Here is a 16,951-nt window from a genome sequence, read left to right as displayed (position 1 = left end):
CGGTGACCAGGAGCGTCGCGGTAGTCGTCGTTCGATGCACCCGCCCAACTCTGATGGTTCCGCCCGCCCGAGCAGCACCGGACAACGGGAGGTTGCCCCGCACGAGTGATCTCGTACCTCGTACGGAGGGAACGGGGCCGGTGAGGCTGACGGCGGGTCGGCCAGGGCTTTCGGTCGCTCGTCGTGGTGTCCGGGTGGGGCCGTATGCTGCCGTGCAGGCACGCCGCAGGTGGGGCAGGCCGTGGGGCAGGCAGCTGTGGCAGGCCATGGGCAGGTAGTGAGGGAGTGGTCGTGAAGGTTGGCTGTGTCGGGCTTGGTGATATCGCGCAGAAGGCGTATCTGCCGGTGCTCGGTGGGCTGCCCGGGGTCGAGCTTCACCTGCAGACCCGCACGCCGGCCACCCTGGAGCGGGTCGCCGACACCCTTCGGGTGCCCCGTGAACAGCGGCACCGCGACCTCGACGCGCTCCTCGGCACCGGCCTGGACGCGGCCTTCGTGCACGCGCCCACCGCCGTCCACCCCGAGATCGTCACCCGGCTGCTGGAGGCGGGCGTCCCGACGTACGTCGACAAGCCCCTCGCCTACGAACTCGCCGACTCCGAGCGGCTCGTGACACTCGCGGAGGCGCGGGGCACGTCCCTCGCCGTCGGCTTCAACCGGCGGCTCGCGCCCGGCTACGCGCAGTGCGCAGACCATCCGCGCGAGCTGATCCTTCTGCAGAAGAACCGGATCGGGCTGCCCGAGGAACCCCGCACGATGATCCTCGACGACTTCATCCACGTCGTAGACACCCTGCGCTTCCTGGCGCCCGGCCCGGTCGACGACGTGACCGTCCGCGCCCGCGTCAAGGACGGGCTGCTGCACCACGTCGTCCTCCAGCTCGCCGGGGACGGCTTCACCGCGCTCGGTGTGATGAACCGGCTCAGCGGTTCGAACGAGGAGATCCTGGAGGTGTCCGGTCAGGACACCAAGCGCCAGGTCGTCAACCTCGCCGAGGTGATCGACCACAAGGGGCAGCCGACCGTGCGACGGCGCGGCGACTGGGTGCCGGTGGCCCGGCAGCGCGGCATCGAGCAGGCGGTCCTCGCCTTCCTGGACGCCGTCCGCGCCGGCAAGGTGCTCAGCGCCCGGGACGCGCTGGCGACTCACGAACTGTGCGAGCGGGTGGTCCGAGCCGTGCGGGACCGCTCCGCCGCAGCCTGACCGCCCGCGCCCCCTCCGTGAGCCCCAGGGCCATGAGCACCAGCAGGGCCACATGGACCGGCCAGTCGCCGTAGCGGACGTACGGGGTGACGCCGTCGGCGAGCGGGACGTCGTAGACGGCCGCCGTGCTCGCGTCCGTGCCCAGCCACGAGCCGATGCGCCGGCCGCTCGCGTCGTACACGGCGGAGTCGCCGGTGAGGGTGGCGTGCACGAACGGCCGCCCGGTCTCCGCGGCGCGCAGCGCGCCCAGCGAGGCGTGCTGTCCGGGCGCCCAGCTCTGCTGGAAGGTGGAGGTCGAGGACTGGGCGACCAGCAGGTCCGCGCCGTCCTCGGCGAGATGCCGGCTCATGTCGGGGAAGGCCGTCTCGAAGCACACCATCGGCCCCGCGCGCAGACCGGGCCCGGCGTCCATCACGACCTGCCCGGTGCCACGCCGCCGGTCCTCGCCGGCCGCCTTGCCGACGGAGGTGGCCCAGCCGAGCAGCGAGCGGGCCGGTACGTACTCGCCGAACGGCACCAGCCGCATCTTGTCGTACCGGTCGCCGGTCGGGCCGTCCGGGCCGACGAGGATCGAGCTCTTGTAGATACCGGGCCGGTCGGAGCGGCGGGCGTCGACGTTGACGAGGATGTCGGCGCCGGTCGACCGCGCCAACGCCGTGATCCGCCCGGCCAGATCCGGGCGCTCGGCGAGGTCGTACCCGACACTGCTCTCGCCCCAGACGATCAGGTCGACGTCCTGCCCGGCCAGCCGCCGGGTCAACTGCTCCTCGCGGTCGAAGCGCCGGTCGGGGCCGTCGATCACGCCCGGCTGCACGACGGCGATCCGGGCCTGCCCGTCGGCGTCCGGGCGCGGCGCCCACACCCACGCGGCCGACGCGGTGGCCGCGGTCGCGACGAGACCGGCGACGGCCGGCACCCGCGCCTGCGGAACGGAGACGACGACGGCGACCGCGACGTTCACCGTCACCACCAGGAAGCTGAGCAGCCACACCCCGCCGACGGAGGCCAGCCGCAACGCGGGCTCCACCTGCCACTGACTGGCCCCGAGCATCCCCCACGGCCCGCCGAGCCCCTGCCAGGAGCGGACGAGCTCCACCATCAGCCAGCCCGAGGGCAGAACGAGCAGCGCGGCGAACAACCGCCCACGCGACGGAGCCACGTCCACGCCCATATCCCCGTCAGTGTGCATGTCCATGGCGAGAAACCTGCGCACCAGCCACGCCCAGGGCGCCCACAGCACGCCCAGCAGCGCGGCCAGGACGATCGTGAACACATGCAGGCTCGGCAGCAGCCAGTGATGCATGGCCAGCATGAAACCGAACCCGCCGCTCCAGCCGTCGTACGCCGCCCGCCGCCCCGTCGGTGCGCCGCGGACCAGCAGGATCCAGGGGACGAGCGCGACGTAGGCCCACCACCACAGCGCCGGCGCCGGGAACGCGAGCACGGGCAGCGCGCCCGCGACAGCCGCGACGGCCGTACGCCGCCAGGGGGAGGTGAGCCAGTGGCCGAGCGTCTGCCGGATCTCCATGAGGCGCCTCCCTACCCGGTCGGGTGCCTCCAGTGTGCGCGCCGCGGACGATCTACGACAGGGCGTGTTTCGGCTCAACCGGGCAACCGCCGCCACTTCTCCCGTACGACCACCTCGCGCACCCGCCAGCCGTCGGGTGTCCGCAGCAGGCCGAAGGAGTACCGGCCGCCACAGACGAAGTCGGGCGCCCCGGCCGGGAGACCGCCGCTGTCGCCCGAGGCCTGGCTCCGGCCTTCGCCGTCGTTCGTGGTGAACCGCATCGGGTTGATGTAGTCGGCCTGTACCTGGGCCGTGTCGCCGGTGTCCTGCTCCAGCGTCCCGAAGCGCAGTCGGCGGTTGACGATGAGGTGTTGCCGCATCGCGAACAGCCGCATACTCTCCGCGAGCCACGAGGCGACGTTCCCCGCGTCCCCCTCGATCCCGCCGGCCGAACGGTAGTCCGCCCGCCCGTCGGAGGTGAACAGTTCCCGGTACGCCGTCCAGTCGCCGTCGTCGACCGCCACCGCGTAGTCGGTGATCAAACCGTCGACGGCGAACCGGTCCAGCACGGCGGCGAGTTCCACACGCTGCGTCATGGCCTGAGTGTTGGGCATGCGAGCTGCTCAGCCAAGGTCTTTACGGCATCGGTCGGAGATCGATACGCAAATTCGGTGGCCCCGCGACGAACCGGCGGCCAGGCTGCTCCCCGTGAACGACCCGAATGACCTGAGTAACCCGAATGACCTGAACCACCCGAGCGACTTGAGTATCCCGAGCGGTTTGAACGACTTGAACGACTTGAACGGCCGACCCGTTGAGCCGGAGCCCAGGTTCCGCATCCGCGCCCATCACACCGAGTCCACGCTCACCGTCTACCAGGCGTATCGCCCGGAGATCGGCGCCGCGGCGGCCCGCACCGGCCGCTTCCCGTCGGCGTGGAGCCGCGAGCGCATGACATGGATCAAGCCGAGCTTCCTGTGGATGATGTACCGCTGCGGCTGGGGCACGAAGGAGGGCCAGGAGACGGTTCTCGCCGTCGAGATCAGCCGCGAAGGCTTCGAGTGGGCGCTGCGCAACGCGTGCCTCTCGCACTACGTCCCGGACCTGCACAGCGACCAGGCCGACTGGAAGCGGCAGTTGAGGCGATCCCCCGCGCGTGTCCAGTGGGACCCGGAACGCGACCTGCACCTCAGCCCCCTGCCCCACCGCTCCCTGCAGTTGGGGCTCACGGGGGAGGCGACCGTGCGGTACGCGGACGAGTGGATCGTCGGGATCGAGGACGTGACGCCGTTGGCGAGGGAGGTTCACGCGCGGGTGCGGGCGGGTGAACTCGACCGTGCGGCGGCGCTGTTGCCCGAGGAGCGGCCTTATCCGGTCGCGGAGGAGGCTCTGCGGCACCTGCGGCGGTAGGTCACTCGTGGACCGCGCCGAGTCCTGACGGGTACCGGTCGTGAAGGGGGCCTTTCCCTTACGTGGCCTGCCGCGCCGTCCGTCGCAGGGCGTCCGACAGGGTGAGGAACAGCACGCTCTCCGGCACAGCGGAGACCGGCTCCTTCACCGCCGGCTTGCGCTCACCGGTGATCAGCACGTAGATGGTCGATCCCATCAGCTCGACCTCGCTGATCTTCTTCCAGTCCAGGACGGTGCCCCCGTGCTCGAGTCCGGCCAGGCTCACCGTGAACGGTCCGAACTCCACTCGTCCACCGGTCTGCAGCAACTCGCCGAGCTCGGCCAACTGGGCGGTGGCGTGCTCCTCCGCGATGAGGGTCTGGACCGCGACCCAGCTGTTCGCGATCAGGGCGCCGATCTCCTGCGCGTCGGAGGTGTCGCCCGACAGCGTGAAGTTACCGGCCGGCATCTGGACGTACACCGCATGCGTGGTGGACATGGTGACCCCGCCTCGTACGAGGTCCGTCGCGTGTCGCTGGCAGCCGGTGATCTCGTTCCAGGCGCCGGCGATCGGTGGACGTGACCCGTACTGGTAGACGACACCGCCCTCGAAGACGGCGCACCATTCGGCCGGCCTGAACAGTCCGACCAGCGGAACGGCTATCGCCCCGAGGAAAGTGCATCCACCGAGGACGATGAAGAGGATCGCGTTCGTCCACTCGCTCTCACCGCTGATGATGAAGGCCATCATCACGCAGAACGCCGTGACCAGCAGGAGCATGAACGCGCCCCACCAGGACACCGACCTGGTCCTTGCGCGAAAGGCGTACCGACCGGCGCCGAGCTCTCGCTCCGCCGCCGCTGCCGGCACGGTCGCCGGGATCTCGTCCCATAGGTTTCGGGCCCCCATCGCCACTCTCCATTACGCGCCGCTGTACCACAACAGGCCTAGTGACAAGTCGAGTTGACGATCCGAAACGTCGCCGCGATGCTACGGCGTCTGGCTGGAAAACGGTAGACGGTCGTCTTCCCTCGGGGCATCCCGTCCGCCGATGCCCGCGGCCGTGGATGTCGGAGACGGCGGGCCGGCCATCAGCCGTTCGGGTCCTTGGGCTGATGGCGGGAGACCTGTTCCCGCGCGGTTCGCCACCGTGACCGGGTCTGCTCGACCATGCTGTCCCACTGCCGGCGGACCTCGTGGTCGGAGGGGCGGTGTCCCTGGCGGATCCGGCTGAGCTGGTCCTGTACTTCTCGCCCGAGTGCCGCCGATCCCACCATGACGAGCATGGCTGCGAAGAGTGCGGAGATCATCGCGAAGACGGCACCGACCACCCCGTAGCGTGAGGCGTAGGAGTTGAACAGGCGCGGCATGTAGAGGGCCGCGCCCACTGAATAGGCCGCCGTCAGAACGGCGCCGGTGACGCCGAAAGGGAGCAGGTCCGGCCAGTTGATCCGCTTCGCTGACAGGATCCAGCCGCTCCAGACGAGGAATGCGGTGGTCACCGCCGCCTTGCACACCGCGGCGGCCAGACCCAGCCCGGTTCCGCCAAGGAGCGCGGAGAGCAGAACGGTGACCACCGCGTAGCCACCGAGCGTGAGGATCCACCACAGGGCGTTGCGCGTGTTGCGCACACTGAGGGGCTTGAGCTCCCAGGTCTGTTCGAAGAGCCGCTGCGCTGCTCGCGCGAAACTCAGCACCGAGATCGTCAGAAACACGACCCCGAAGACGCCCATGCTCGCACTGGCGTCTTCGGCGGGAGAGAACAGGGTGCTGACCGCCGTGGCGCCTGCTCCGGTGAGGTGGTAGCGCCGGATGATGAGCTCTGCGAGGTCGTAGTGCACGAAGCTGCTCAAGGCGGCGCTCATGAGGATCGAGAGCGGGACCAGTGCCGTCAAGGCGCTGGACGCCAGGGCCATCGACCGGTCGAAACCCACGATCTTCTGAAACCGGTTGACGACCCGCAACGCGAAGGCAGGACGCAGCCAGAACGTCAGCGTTCTGATGATGCGCTCGCGATTGATCCTCGCCGTTCTGTCCTCCGTGAAAATCGTCGCCTTTGTGGCGAAGCGAGCCTAACGGACAGTCGCCGGACCGCTGAGAGCGACACAAGAAGGCAGCACGGCTGCCGGAGGGGACCGCACTGCGCGGTGTGTGCGGGTGAACTCGGCCGTGCGGCGGCGCTGTTGCCGGAGGGGCGGCCCAATCTGGTGGCCGAGGAGGCTCTGTGGGCACCTGCGGCGGTGACTCACGGACGCAGGGCCGGATGTGGGACCGGGGGCTCGACGCGGCGACTCGATGTGGGGCTCAGGCCGCCGTGACCATGTCTGCGCGTATCGCCGTGGCCCACTCCACCACCAACAGCTCGTACTCCGCCCGCTCCTGGGTCGACAACGAGCCGTTCGCGCGCAGCCAGAGCGCACGGATCCGCTCGTTCAACTCGGCAGCGGACCGCACGGAACCAGAGATCACAGAATTGGGGGACATGCGGTAAGCGTCTCTAGAACTCTGTGTGTGCCTGTGGTTTCGAGGCTTTTCGGGCGCGGCGTGGCCGTGTGCGGTTGCCATCGGGTGGTCCGAACCTCGGAGTGAGGGGGTGGACTTCGGTGGCGTGCAGGTGGTGGAAGCCGGTCCGCTCGGCGGCGCGGGTGCGCCGCCGACGGGTTCTGCGTGAGAGCCGCATCCGGCCGGATCGGGGAGGGTCTTCTCCGGTCCGGTGGGGTGTGGGTACTCCATGACCTGGCACCGGCCTGGATGCGGCTGGTGTCGTGGTGTCATGCCCCGCCGGACGCTGGACTGCCCCCGAGGCGGGGGCGGTGGCGGTGGCGGGGACCGTACGCACATCGGGCATACGGCGGGAAGTCTCCTGGCCCGGGGCCTGTTCGGCGGCGCGCCGAGTACCTCGGTCGCGAGGGCCGGCGGGCCTGCTGGGGGTTGGGTCCCCCTTACCCAGGGCGGTTTTCGGCCCGTGCGGCCGGGGCGGGGCCTGTTCGGTGCGGCGCCGGCGGCGCAGGCGGCGGGTGGTCTTCTTCGGACGCCGGACCAGGGCCACGGGGCCGTCCACCGTGGTGCGGATGGTCCGGGCGTTGGTGGCGCGTTCCGTGGTGGTGTGGGTCTGGGCGAGCAGGCCGCGGGAGACGATCCGGCGGGCGGCGGCATGATCGCGGTCCATGGACAGCCCGCAGTGCGCGCAGTGCGCCCACTTCCAGCCCCGCTCACCGAGTCGGTCGGGGGCCGGGTGGTGGGTGAGCGCGCTCAGGCAGCCGGGGCAGAGTTTGGAGGTACCCCGGGCCGGGACGGTGACGACCGCGACTCCCGCCTTCGCCGCCAGGTGCCGCATCGCCTCGGCGACGGTGCCGCGGACCTGCCCGGACAGCCGGGCGTTGCCTCGCCGGTGGCCGCGGGCTTCCAGGGTGGCGAGGTCTTCCAGGTAGATGACGCTCGCGCCGAGTGCTACCGCCTGGTCGACGGCCCAGCGGGCCGCCGCCCAGGCCAGTGCGCCGTTCAGATGCCGGATCCGCGCACACACCCGCTCGTGCTCGACCTCCAGCGAACGCGCCCGGTCGAGGTGTTCGCCCCAGGCCCGGTGCGGGGCGCCGAGCCCGTCCGCCAGCGCCCGGTAGTGATCGTGCTTGGCGGCGAGGTGCTCGCGCGCGCCGCGCAGCCGGTGCAGGGAGGCGCTGACGGTGGTGGCGTCGAAGACCAGGGGGCGGCCGTCGGTGAGGACCCGGCGGGTCTGTCCTTTCCCGGTCAGGCGGCCGAGGGTGCCGGTGAGCAGGGTGTTGACGCCCCAGTCGAGGCCGAGGGCCACCGTGTGCCCGCTGGCCTTGGTGACCGGGGCGGGCCGGGAGTGCGGCAGGTCGACTGCGATTCTCCCGGCCGGGGCGGGGCGCAGGGTCGGGGTGTGCAGCACCGCGTCCGGCGCGATGGTGGCGGGCAGCCGGATGTCGATCATGTGCCAGGCCCAGTCACAGCCCGTGGCGGGGGCCGCGCGCAGGGGGAGTTTGACCCGCAGCCGGGCGGTGGTCTCATCCACCCGGGCCAGGGTGACCTGCTGGCGGTCCATCGCGGCCAGGAGCACCTGTGGTGCCACCTGCGGCGGGCCTTCCAGGACACACAGCCCGGCGGGCAACTGCCCGTGCTCGGCCACGAAGACGCGGATCTGCCGGGTACGGTTGCGGACTTCAGCGCCGCTCACTGCGGCGGGCAGCAGTCTTCGCAGTGCCGTCCACTCCACGTCGGTGCGGCGTCGGGGATCGGCCGGCCAGGTGGCCAGGACCGCGGCCACGATGCTGCGCCGGTGCAGGGCCAGCCGCAGCGTGCGCGCGGCGTACTCCTCCACGCCCCGCCGCACCCGATCGGAGACATACAGCCCCGCCGGGGGCGTGACGGTCTGCGGCCAGTTCAGGCGGCGCAGCGCCATCCACCCCTTGGACGGCAGCGCCTCACCCCGCTCATCCACCCCGGCGGCCAGCACGTCCAGACAGTCCTCGTCCCACCGGGCGGCCACCAGAGCACCGGTCAGGGTCTGGCTCAACCGGGCCAGAAAACCCACTCGTTCCAGCAGGACCCGCTGCCCGACCCGCTCACCAGTGCTCTCGAGCACACCACGGAAGGCGCTGCACGTCGCCGTCGCCATCAACCTAGCCACGGTCATCACCCGCAACCCCGGCTCCGGCCCCGGCTCCGGCTCCGAGGCCAGGCTGCTCCATACGGCCCCGCGCTTTAACCGACTGAAGTCGCACGACAGCGTCCCGCCCTCACTGAGGGCGGGACGCTTCGTCATCTACGGGCACGGGCCGGGCCGGATTGTGGAGGCGTCAGGAAGCGTTGGCGCGCACCGAGTCGCCGATCAGCCTCAGCCGCCGAGGAGCCCGGCGTTGGCCTGCGCGTTGCAGTGTTGGCGTTGGCGTTGGATCCTCGGCGTATGCGGTACGTGTAGTTGTGACCTCTGCTGCCTTCGGGCGGCGGGGGCATGCGGTGGTGTTCTCCTCCGCCCGTGCCGTGACCTCTCGGACCACGTTGCGCATCTCCGTAAAAGGCCCTGGCCAGGCCTTTCCTCAGATCCGGCAAGACGGGTCAGCACAATCTGCGTACCCCTGAGCCGCCTCAACGACGTCGCCCCGTACGTTTGCTGCTCCGCCGTCAGCCACTCCTCCAGCAGCAGCCCGTACAGCGCCGAGCGGGGAGGGGAGAGGGGGGACGGCATGCGATCGGCGTAGCGATCGACGCGCCCGTTCACTCATGGCTGTCCGAGCAACCTCGAGACCCGCACACGAAAAGGGACCGCCCCATACCCTGACAGTGGCGAAGCTGTACAGAGAGGGGCGAGACCATGCCAGTTGATGCCACCCCGGACCCGTACGCCGACCCGCTCAGGTTCGGGCAGCGAGTGCAGATCCTCCGCGAACGCCGCGGCATGACCCAGACACAACTGGCCGGCCTCATCGGAGTCTCACCGCACACCCTCCGCAAGCTCGAGAACGGCCAGCAGAAAGCGCCGGGGCTCGAGATGGTGATGCGGATCGCCGAAGCCCTCCGCGTCCGAGACCTCGCCGACCTCACCGGCCGGCCCGACGCGCACGTCGACCTCTTCATCGGCCCCGGCCACCCCCGGCTCGCCGCGGTGAAGGCCGCCATCGACTCCTTCGCGCTGGGCTCACGTGTCGAGCCACCGCCGGTTGCGCACCTCGAGGCCCGCCTGCATGCGGCGTGGAAGGCCCGGCACGCGGCGAAGAATCACCGGGAAACCATCGGGGCGCTGCTGCCGGATCTGGTGCGGGACGCGCAGGCACTGGCGCGGCAGGCCGACTCGGGTAACGACCGCCGCCGCGCGCAGGCCCTCCTCGCGCAGACGTACTCGCTGTCGCAGTTCTTTATCGCCTACCAGCCCGACTCGAGTCTGCTGTGGCGTGTCGCGGAACGCGGGATGATCGCCGCCCAGGATTCGGGGGATCCGCATGCGATCGGCGTCGCCGCCTGGCTCCTCGCGCAAGCGCACCGTGACTCCGGGCCCCGGCATCTCGAGACTGCGGACGCCGTCAACCTGGAGGCCGTCCGCTTCCTCGAGCCGCTGTTGCCCGACGCGAGCGACGACGTCCTCGCCATCGCCGGAGCACTCGAGTTCGAACTCGGCTACACCGCCGCCCGCAGGCAGGACACGGCCACGGCGTGGCGGCACTGGGACAAGGCCAACGACATGGCGGCCCGGCTGCCGGGCGACTACTACCACCCGATCACGAGCTTCTCCAGGGCCATCATGGGCGCCCACGCCGTCACCGTGGCCGTCGAGCTGCACCAGGGCGGCGAGTCCGTGCGGCAGGTTGCTCGAGCGGATCGCACGGTCATCAAGTCGAAGCCGCGGCGCGCGCGGCACCGGATCGAGGAGGCGCGCGGCTACCGGTTGGACGGACAGCGGGACGTGGCAGTCGCCTCGCTGGAGAAGGCGTTCGAGGCCGCGCCGGAGACGATCCGCTACAACGGCTACGCCAGGTCGATCCTCCTCGAGGAGATGGAGTCGACGCAGGCGGCCCGGCGGCGGCGGGCGTCGGAACTGGCGGTGAAGGTGGGGATTCTGACGGCCTGACCGTAGTGCCGACCGGATTCCGGTCGGCGATCGCGCACTCCCGCTTCTACGGTCATGCGTGTGAAACGGATCACCGTGACTGTGGAGGCGTGACGATGGCACCGGAACCCGCCGTGACGAGCGGCGTACCCGTCCACGAGGCGCCCGACGCGGACGCCGACCCCGGCAGGTACGAGCCCCGTGTCCACGGCACTGTCGTGGACACGGGATCGAAGAAGGTCGGCAGGATCATGGGCCTCGTCGGCCCCTACGCCCAACTCCGGCCGGTCGGCGGCGGCCTCGAATGGGATGCCAGACCGGAAGACCTGCGGCCGGCCACCACGACCGAGGCGCTCAGCGCTGGCGTGGCAGTCGCCAACGCCCGCTCACGAGGCGAGTGCACATGACCACGACCGCCGACAGCATGTCGGCCGAATGCGCGGTGGCACACACGCGCGGCTACGAGGACCTGCATGACCAGTGTCGGCAGACCCGAGACATCCCCCTCCCGTATTCCAGCGGCGTGGTGCTCATGCCCCGCTGCCGCTGCTTGTGCCACCGGCATTCGAAAGGACCGCAGTCATGAGGAGCCCCGTCGATCGACTGTTCCCGCCCCGGCCGCCCGAGCCCGCGCCTGAATGTGTGATCTGCGCCGACCTGGACCGTGAGCGGGCTGCGGCGAATGCCGAGGGCGACTATTCGCGGGTGTCGGACTGCAACGTCCGCATGCGCGAGCACGGGATGCACAGGCCGATGTCCCGCTGACTCCCGGCCGCCGCAACCCGCACGCGGCCGCCTCGGCGACCTCGACTGAGGGGGTCCGCCGCCGGCGTGCGGGGTAGCGCTCGGCGGCGAGCCTGGGCGCTGACCCCGGGGGCCTTCGTGCTGTCTGGGGCCGGAGGGTGGGAGACGACCGGGAGATGATCAAGGAAGTTGAGTCGGAACAACCTGAAGTTTCCGAGAGTTACCGAGAGATCCCGGTAGCGGTAACCACGGCCCGGCCGCCCCGTCACCCCGCGGATTCCGCCGCATGAGGACTTAGGAAACCCGTGCTGACCAGCGCAATCACCACGATGCCAAGAACGACGCGGTAGTAGACGAACGGCATGAACGACTTCGTGCTGATGAACTTCATGAACCAGGCGATGACCGCGTATCCGGTCACGAAGGCGATGACCGTCGCGAACATCGTCGGCCCCCACGCCACGTGACCGCCCTCGACGGCGTCCTTCAACTCGAAGACCCCGGAGGCGAGTACGGCGGGAATGGCCAGCAGGAAGGAGTAACGGGCCGCGGCCTCGCGCTTGTAGCCCATGAACAGGCCGCCGCTGATGGTGGCGCCGGAGCGGGAGACGCCGGGGATGAGGGCGCAGGCCTGGCAGAGGCCGAAGATCAGGCCGTCCTTGACGCCCAGGTTCTCCAGGGTCTTGCGCTGCTTGGGCGCGCGGTGCTTCCCGCCCGTCTCGTCGCGGGCCGCGAGCCGGTCGGCGATGCCGATCACGATGCCGACGACGATGAGCATGGTGGCCGTGATCCGCAGGTCGCGGAACGGGCCCTCGATCTGGTCCTTCAGCGTCACGCCCAGCACGCCGATGGGGATCGAGCCGACGATCACCAGCCAGCCCATCTGGGCGTCGTGGTCCTTGCGCAGCTCCTTGTTGAACAGTGACCGGCTCCACGCCGAGATGATCCGGGCGATGTCCTTGCGGAAGTAGATCAGCACCGCCGCCTCCGTGCCGATCTGGGTGATCGCCGTGAAGGCGGCGCCGGGGTCCTTCCAGCCGGAGAACGCCGCGGTCAGCCGCAGATGCGCGCTGGAGGAGACGGGCAGGAACTCGGTCAGCCCCTGGACGAGTCCGAGGATGAGGGATTCAAACCAAGACATGAGGTTACGGAGTCCAAGTGCCGATCGGAGAGGCGACCGCGACGGCAGGCCCGCCGCGCGCGGTGATCAGGTGATCAGGTATGTGCCGTGGGAAGCGTAGCGGTCCGGGGCGACAGCCCCGCCACAGGGGTTGGGAACTGCTGGGGATGGACTGACTGCGTACGAGTGTGTTCCGGCGTGGATGGTGGGTGCTGACGGTCGTGGCCAGGTGCTCTGCGCTGTCCTTCGGGAGGGGAAGGGGAGTTCGTCTGTCGAATGTGTGACCTTTACGGGTGGTGCTCGTTGGGTGTGATGACCGGGTTGTCGAGGGCTGTACGGGGGGTGCGGGGTGAGTGGGCTGCGGAAGCTTGCGGCGTCGTTCGTCGTGTCCGGTCCTTCGGGGGTGGCGGTCCGTACCCGGCTCAAGCACCTCGCGCCCGCTGATGAGGAGGTGTTGCGGCTGGTGGGCGCGCATCTCGGCTCGCTGGCCTCGCGTGAGCTGAAGGCCCGCTGCGCGGATGCTCTGGCGCACGATGGCGAGAGGTGGGCGGCGCGCAAGCGGGAACTGACACCCGTGTCCTCCTCGCGCTGGGCGGGAGCGATCACGAAGGCCAGCCACGACCAGTGGGCCCTGTCCCGCCGGTGCCAGCTCGCCCACATCCAGAGCCTGGAAGCCGGTATCCGGACCATCGGGCACCGGCTGTCCCTGCCGGTCGGGGAGAAGGGGAGCAGGCGGGCGCCGGGCGGCTACCGCTCCCGGCGGGAGTGGCATGCCAAGACCCGCCGCCTGCGCATCCTTGAAGACCGGCTGGAGCAGGTGCGCGCGGACCGTGAGGCCGGGATCGTGCATGTCGTGCGGGGCGGCAGGCGCCTGGCCCGTACCCGGCACCATCTGGTGGACGCGCAGCTCAGCGAGGCCGGGTGGCGGCAGCGGTGGGAGGCCGAACGCCGGTTTTTGCAGGCCGACGGCGAGTCCGGGAAGCGGTACGGCAACGAGACCGTCCGCGTCAGCCCGGACGGCGAGGTGAGCATCAGACTCCCCGCCCCGCTGAAGGAGCACGCGAACGCCCCGCACGGCCGGTACGTCCTCGCCGGCCGGGCCGGCTTCCCGCACCGGGGGCAGGAGTGGGCGGACCGGGTGGAAGCCAACCGCGCGGTCGCCTACCGCATCCACTACGACGTGCAGCGGGACCGCTGGTATCTCACAGAATCGTTCGCTCCGGAGCAGCACCCGCGTCTTCCCCCGCCCACACCTACCTCCCATGCGATCGCCGGCGCCGGCCGCCCGGCCGCCGCACCGGTGCCCCTGCGTCCGGCAGTCGGCCGCATGGTTGACCGGCCGCCCGGCCGCCGCATACGTTGCTGCCGAGGGGAAAGCGCTTGCTGTGTGTCCGGGCTGGGTGCTTTCCGCTTGGTTGCTGGTCCGTGCGGTCATTCGGCCGTCCGTCGGAGGAGTGCTGATTCCGCCCATGTCCCCATCCAGTCGGCCGGCCGCTCCGCTGCCCGTTCCGCTCGCCGGGCGCAGTATCCGGGCCGCCGTCATCGGCACCGGCGCCATCGGTCGCGGCTCTCATCTGCCGGCCCTCAGGCAGCTCGCCGCCGAGGGTGAGACCGAGGTCGTGGCGGCCGTTGACATCGATGCCACCGCCGTCGAGAGGTTCTGTGCGGAAGGTGGCGTTCCACACGGCTACACCGATCTGGCGCGGATGCTGGCGGAGCAGCGCCCCGACCTGGTGACCATCTGCACCCCGCCGACCCTGCACCGCGAGCAGAGCGTGGCCGCACTGCGGGCCGGCGCCTGGGTGTGGTGCGAGAAGCCGCCGGTGCCGACCCTCGCCGACTACGACGCCGTGGAGGCGCAGGAGGGGGCGGAGAGCGGCCCGTACTCCTCGATCGTCTTCCAGCACCGCTTCGGATCCGGGTCGCGGCACGTGCGGCGGCTGCTCGCCGAGCAGGAGCTCGGGCGGCCGCTCGTCGCGCACTGCCAGACCACCTGGTACCGCGACACCGCCTACTACGCGGTGCCCTGGCGCGGTCGCTGGCAGACCGAGGGCGGCGGCCCCGCCATGGGCCACGGGATCCACCAGATGGACCTCCTGCTGGACCTCCTCGGACCGTGGAGCGAGGTGCGGGCCATGGCCGGCCGGCTCGTGCACGACGTGGAGACGGAGGACGTCTCCACCGCCCTGGTCCGCTTCGAGAGCGGGGCCATGGCCACGGTCGTCAACAGCGTCCTGAGCCCCGACGAGGTCAGCCGCATCCGTATCGACTGCGAGCGCGCCACCGTCGAACTCACCCACCTCTACGGCCACTCCAACGCCAACTGGCGCATCACCCCCGCCCCGGACGTCCCGGGCGAGCAGGCGGCGGCCTGGCAGGACTTCGGCGCGGACGTCCCGAGCTCGCACCTGGCGCAGTTGCGCGAGCTGGTCGCGAGCATGCGGGCCGGCCGACGGCCGCGCAGCAGCGGCGCGGACGGGCGCACCAGCCTGGAGCTGATCACCGCGCTGTACAAGTCGGCGTTCACGGACACGACCGTGCGGCGGGGCGAGGTCGGGCCCGGTGACCCGTACTACACGGCCCTGCACGGCGGCGCCCCCGGCTGGGCGCCGGCCACGGGCACGCCCACGCCCACAGACACGGCTGCGGCTACCGTGAACGTGGAGGAGGTGCCCGCATGACCGGCGACCTGCGTCTCGTCCACGCCCACGGCGACCGCATCACGGTGACCGATCCGGCCACCGGCGTCGAGCTGCTCGCCTACGTCTACCGGCCCGAGGCGGCCTGGGAGGCGCCGAAGCCGTACCTCCACCCGCTGCGGACGCTCAAGGGCGACCTCGTCACCGACTACCGGCCCAACGACCACCGCTGGCACAAGGGGCTGTCGCTGACCGCCTCCCACCTCTCGGGCGCCAACCTGTGGGGCGGGAACTCGTACGTCCACGGCGAGGGATATCTCGAACTCCCCGAGCGGGTCGGGTCGATGGCGCACGCCGGCTTCGACGAGGTCTCCGTCGACGGCGGGCGGGTCGTCATCGCCGAGCGGCTGACCTGGCACCCGTACGGCGGCGAGCTGTGGGCGCGGGAGGCGCGCCGGATCGAGGTGCACGACGTCGACCCGGACTCCGGTTCCTGGGCGCTGACCTGGACCAGCGCCGTCACCAACCGCCGAGACGAGCCGCTCCGCTTCGGCAGCCCGACCACCGCGGGGCGGGAGCTGGCCGGCTACACGGGCCTGTTCTGGCGCGGTCCGCGCGCCTTCCGGGACGGCCGGATCATCGGACCCGACGGCGAGGGCCCCGGGCTGATGGCCTCGCAGAGCCCCTGGCTCGCGCTCTCCGGCGAGCACGACGGCGCCGACGGCCACGCCACCGTCGTCTTCGCGCACGCCCCCGAGAACGACCACTCCGGCGCCCAAGGGGCCCACCCCGCCCACTGGTTCGTCCGTAACGAGCCCTTCGCGGGCATCGCCCCCTCGTGGGCCTTCTTCGAGGAGCTCGAACTCGCTCCCGGCGACACGCTCACCCGCCGGTACCGCGTGGTCGTGGCCGACGGCGCCTGGGAGCGGGAGGAGATCGCCGGGTACCTGGAGGCGCACCCGTGGTGAACGCGTTCCCTGCGTACGGGGGGCTGCCCGGCGGGGTCGCCGTCTCGCACCTGTGCGTGTACGACTGGCCCGCCGCCGACGGCCTGCACGGTGGAACTCCCCATCTGCACCTGACCTGTTCGGAGGGGTACGTCGTCACGGGCGGGCGCGGCGCGGTGCAGACCCTGACGACGTCCGGGTACGAGGTCACGCCCCTCGCGCCCGGCACGGTCGCCTGGTTCACGCCGGGCACCATCCACCGGCTGGTCAACGAGGACGACCTGCGCATCACCGTGCTGATGCAGAACAGCGGGCTGCCGGAGGCGGGCGACGCGGTGCTGACCCTGCCCCCGGAGTACCTCACCGACCCCGAGACGTACGCCGCCGCGACCGCGATCCCGGCCGACGCCCCGGAGGCGGAACAGGCCCGGATCGCCCGCGCCCGGCGCGACCTCGCGCTGGCGGGCTACCGCGCGCTGCGCGAGGCCCCCGAGGGGCTGGCCGCCTTCCATCGCGCCGCCGCCGCGCTCGTACGGCACCGGCTGCCCGAGTGGCGTGAGCGCTGGCTGAGCGGTGCGCGGGCGGCCGCGGAGGCCACGGGTGCGCAGCTCGACCGGCTCGCGGACGGGGACGTCTCCCACCTCGCCGAGGCCGCCGTACGCACCGAACAGCCTTCGGCGTACGGCAAGTTCGGGATGTGCGGGCGGCTTGATGTGTATGAGTGGCCGCCTACGTAGTTCCGCTGACGTAGTTTCCGTGGTATCGCTGCGGCTTCCCCGGCGGAGTGATCCAATCGACCGACGTCGAGAACATCGGCTGGCGTCGAGTACGGGGAGTGA

14 protein-coding genes and 1 pseudogene are annotated in these 16,951 nt (G+C 71.0%); 8 read left to right on the top strand and 7 right to left on the bottom strand.

Features of this window, described 5'->3' with window-relative positions:
* The first annotated feature begins 291 nt into the window (after positions 1-291).
* A complete protein-coding gene (locus OG352_RS05750; RefSeq protein WP_329215005.1) occupies positions 292-1,203 on the top strand; it encodes a Gfo/Idh/MocA family protein in 912 nt (303 codons plus the stop codon).
* On the opposite strand, the gene lnt is transcribed toward OG352_RS05750, so the two are convergent.
* Entirely contained in the window at positions 1,121-2,731 is a 1,611-nt protein-coding gene (lnt, locus tag OG352_RS05745; protein ID WP_329215003.1) for an apolipoprotein N-acyltransferase, read from the bottom strand. The genes OG352_RS05750 and lnt overlap by 83 nt on opposite strands.
* A gap of 74 nt (positions 2,732-2,805) precedes the next feature.
* Positions 2,806-3,306: a nuclear transport factor 2 family protein gene (locus OG352_RS05740; RefSeq protein WP_329215001.1), complete on the bottom strand. Its 501-nt coding sequence runs from the start codon at positions 3,304-3,306 to the stop codon at positions 2,806-2,808.
* A 184-nt stretch (positions 3,307-3,490) separates the two neighbouring features.
* Between OG352_RS05740 and OG352_RS05735 the strand changes: the two genes are divergently transcribed.
* Entirely contained in the window at positions 3,491-4,120 is a 630-nt protein-coding gene (locus OG352_RS05735; protein ID WP_329215000.1) for a DUF4291 domain-containing protein, read from the top strand.
* A 58-nt stretch (positions 4,121-4,178) separates the two neighbouring features.
* On the opposite strand, the gene OG352_RS05730 is transcribed toward OG352_RS05735, so the two are convergent.
* From OG352_RS05730 to OG352_RS05715, 4 genes are all read right to left on the bottom strand, one after another.
* Positions 4,179-5,009 carry a DUF6585 family protein gene (locus OG352_RS05730; protein ID WP_329214998.1) on the bottom strand — a complete coding sequence of 277 codons (831 nt, stop codon included), beginning with the start codon at positions 5,007-5,009 and terminating at the stop codon, positions 4,179-4,181.
* Positions 5,010-5,191: 182 nt separating this feature from the next.
* Positions 5,192-6,034, bottom strand: coding sequence for a YhjD/YihY/BrkB family envelope integrity protein (locus OG352_RS05725; RefSeq protein WP_329214996.1), 843 nt, complete (start codon positions 6,032-6,034; stop codon positions 5,192-5,194).
* A gap of 370 nt (positions 6,035-6,404) precedes the next feature.
* On the bottom strand, positions 6,405-6,584 hold the full coding sequence (locus OG352_RS05720) for a hypothetical protein (protein ID WP_329214994.1): 180 nt from the start codon (positions 6,582-6,584) through the stop codon (positions 6,405-6,407).
* Positions 6,585-6,597: 13 nt separating this feature from the next.
* The gene (locus OG352_RS05715) at positions 6,598-8,703 is read right to left on the bottom strand and encodes a zinc ribbon domain-containing protein (protein ID WP_329214992.1); all 2,106 of its coding nucleotides are present in this window, start codon (positions 8,701-8,703) and stop codon (positions 6,598-6,600) included.
* A gap of 729 nt (positions 8,704-9,432) precedes the next feature.
* On the opposite strand from OG352_RS05715, the gene OG352_RS05710 reads away from it, so the two are divergent.
* On the top strand, positions 9,433-10,683 hold the full coding sequence (locus OG352_RS05710; RefSeq protein WP_329214990.1) for a helix-turn-helix domain-containing protein: 1,251 nt from the start codon (positions 9,433-9,435) through the stop codon (positions 10,681-10,683).
* Positions 10,684-10,778: 95 nt separating this feature from the next.
* A complete protein-coding gene (locus OG352_RS05705; protein ID WP_329214988.1) occupies positions 10,779-11,069 on the top strand; it encodes a hypothetical protein in 291 nt (96 codons plus the stop codon).
* Between the two features lie 602 nt (positions 11,070-11,671).
* Here the strand turns inward: OG352_RS05705 and OG352_RS05700 are convergent.
* Positions 11,672-12,547, bottom strand: a complete 876-nt coding sequence (locus tag OG352_RS05700; protein ID WP_329214987.1) for an undecaprenyl-diphosphate phosphatase — start codon at positions 12,545-12,547, stop codon at positions 11,672-11,674.
* A gap of 328 nt (positions 12,548-12,875) precedes the next feature.
* On the opposite strand from OG352_RS05700, the pseudogene OG352_RS05695 reads away from it, so the two are divergent.
* The 4 genes and pseudogenes from OG352_RS05695 to OG352_RS05680 form a co-directional block, all read left to right on the top strand.
* Positions 12,876-13,802 (top strand): annotated as a pseudogene (locus OG352_RS05695) (IS200/IS605 family accessory protein TnpB-related protein); the annotation flags it as partial.
* A 193-nt stretch (positions 13,803-13,995) separates the two neighbouring features.
* On the top strand, positions 13,996-15,207 hold the full coding sequence (locus OG352_RS05690; protein ID WP_329214985.1) for a Gfo/Idh/MocA family protein: 1,212 nt from the start codon (positions 13,996-13,998) through the stop codon (positions 15,205-15,207).
* The gene (locus tag OG352_RS05685; RefSeq protein WP_329214983.1) at positions 15,204-16,133 is read left to right on the top strand and encodes a PmoA family protein; all 930 of its coding nucleotides are present in this window, start codon (positions 15,204-15,206) and stop codon (positions 16,131-16,133) included. Before OG352_RS05690 ends, OG352_RS05685 begins: the two co-directional genes overlap by 4 nt.
* The gene (locus OG352_RS05680) at positions 16,130-16,849 is read left to right on the top strand and encodes a cupin domain-containing protein (protein ID WP_443072163.1); all 720 of its coding nucleotides are present in this window, start codon (positions 16,130-16,132) and stop codon (positions 16,847-16,849) included. The genes OG352_RS05685 and OG352_RS05680 overlap by 4 nt, the downstream gene beginning before the upstream one ends.
* Positions 16,850-16,951 lie beyond the last annotated feature (102 nt).

The sequence above is a fragment of the Streptomyces sp. NBC_01485 genome, from assembly GCF_036227125.1.
GTDB lineage: Bacteria > Actinomycetota > Actinomycetes > Streptomycetales > Streptomycetaceae > Streptomyces.
This window is presented reverse-complemented; position numbering and strand designations above follow the sequence as displayed.

Excerpts from the sequence above, each read along its gene's own strand:
- lnt (WP_329215003.1), bottom strand. The coding sequence starts at position 2,731 with ATGGAGATCCGGCAGACGCTCGGCCACTGGCTCACCTCCCCCTGGCGG.
- OG352_RS05740 (WP_329215001.1), bottom strand. The coding sequence starts at position 3,306 with ATGACGCAGCGTGTGGAACTCGCCGCCGTGCTGGACCGGTTCGCCGTC.
- OG352_RS05730 (WP_329214998.1), bottom strand. The coding sequence starts at position 5,009 with ATGGGGGCCCGAAACCTATGGGACGAGATCCCGGCGACCGTGCCGGCA.
- OG352_RS05720 (WP_329214994.1), bottom strand. The coding sequence starts at position 6,584 with ATGTCCCCCAATTCTGTGATCTCTGGTTCCGTGCGGTCCGCTGCCGAG.
- OG352_RS05710 (WP_329214990.1), top strand. The coding sequence starts at position 9,433 with ATGCCAGTTGATGCCACCCCGGACCCGTACGCCGACCCGCTCAGGTTC.
- OG352_RS05705 (WP_329214988.1), top strand. The coding sequence starts at position 10,779 with ATGGCACCGGAACCCGCCGTGACGAGCGGCGTACCCGTCCACGAGGCG.
- OG352_RS05700 (WP_329214987.1), bottom strand. The coding sequence starts at position 12,547 with ATGTCTTGGTTTGAATCCCTCATCCTCGGACTCGTCCAGGGGCTGACC.
- OG352_RS05690 (WP_329214985.1), top strand. The coding sequence starts at position 13,996 with ATGTCCCCATCCAGTCGGCCGGCCGCTCCGCTGCCCGTTCCGCTCGCC.
- OG352_RS05685 (WP_329214983.1), top strand. The coding sequence starts at position 15,204 with ATGACCGGCGACCTGCGTCTCGTCCACGCCCACGGCGACCGCATCACG.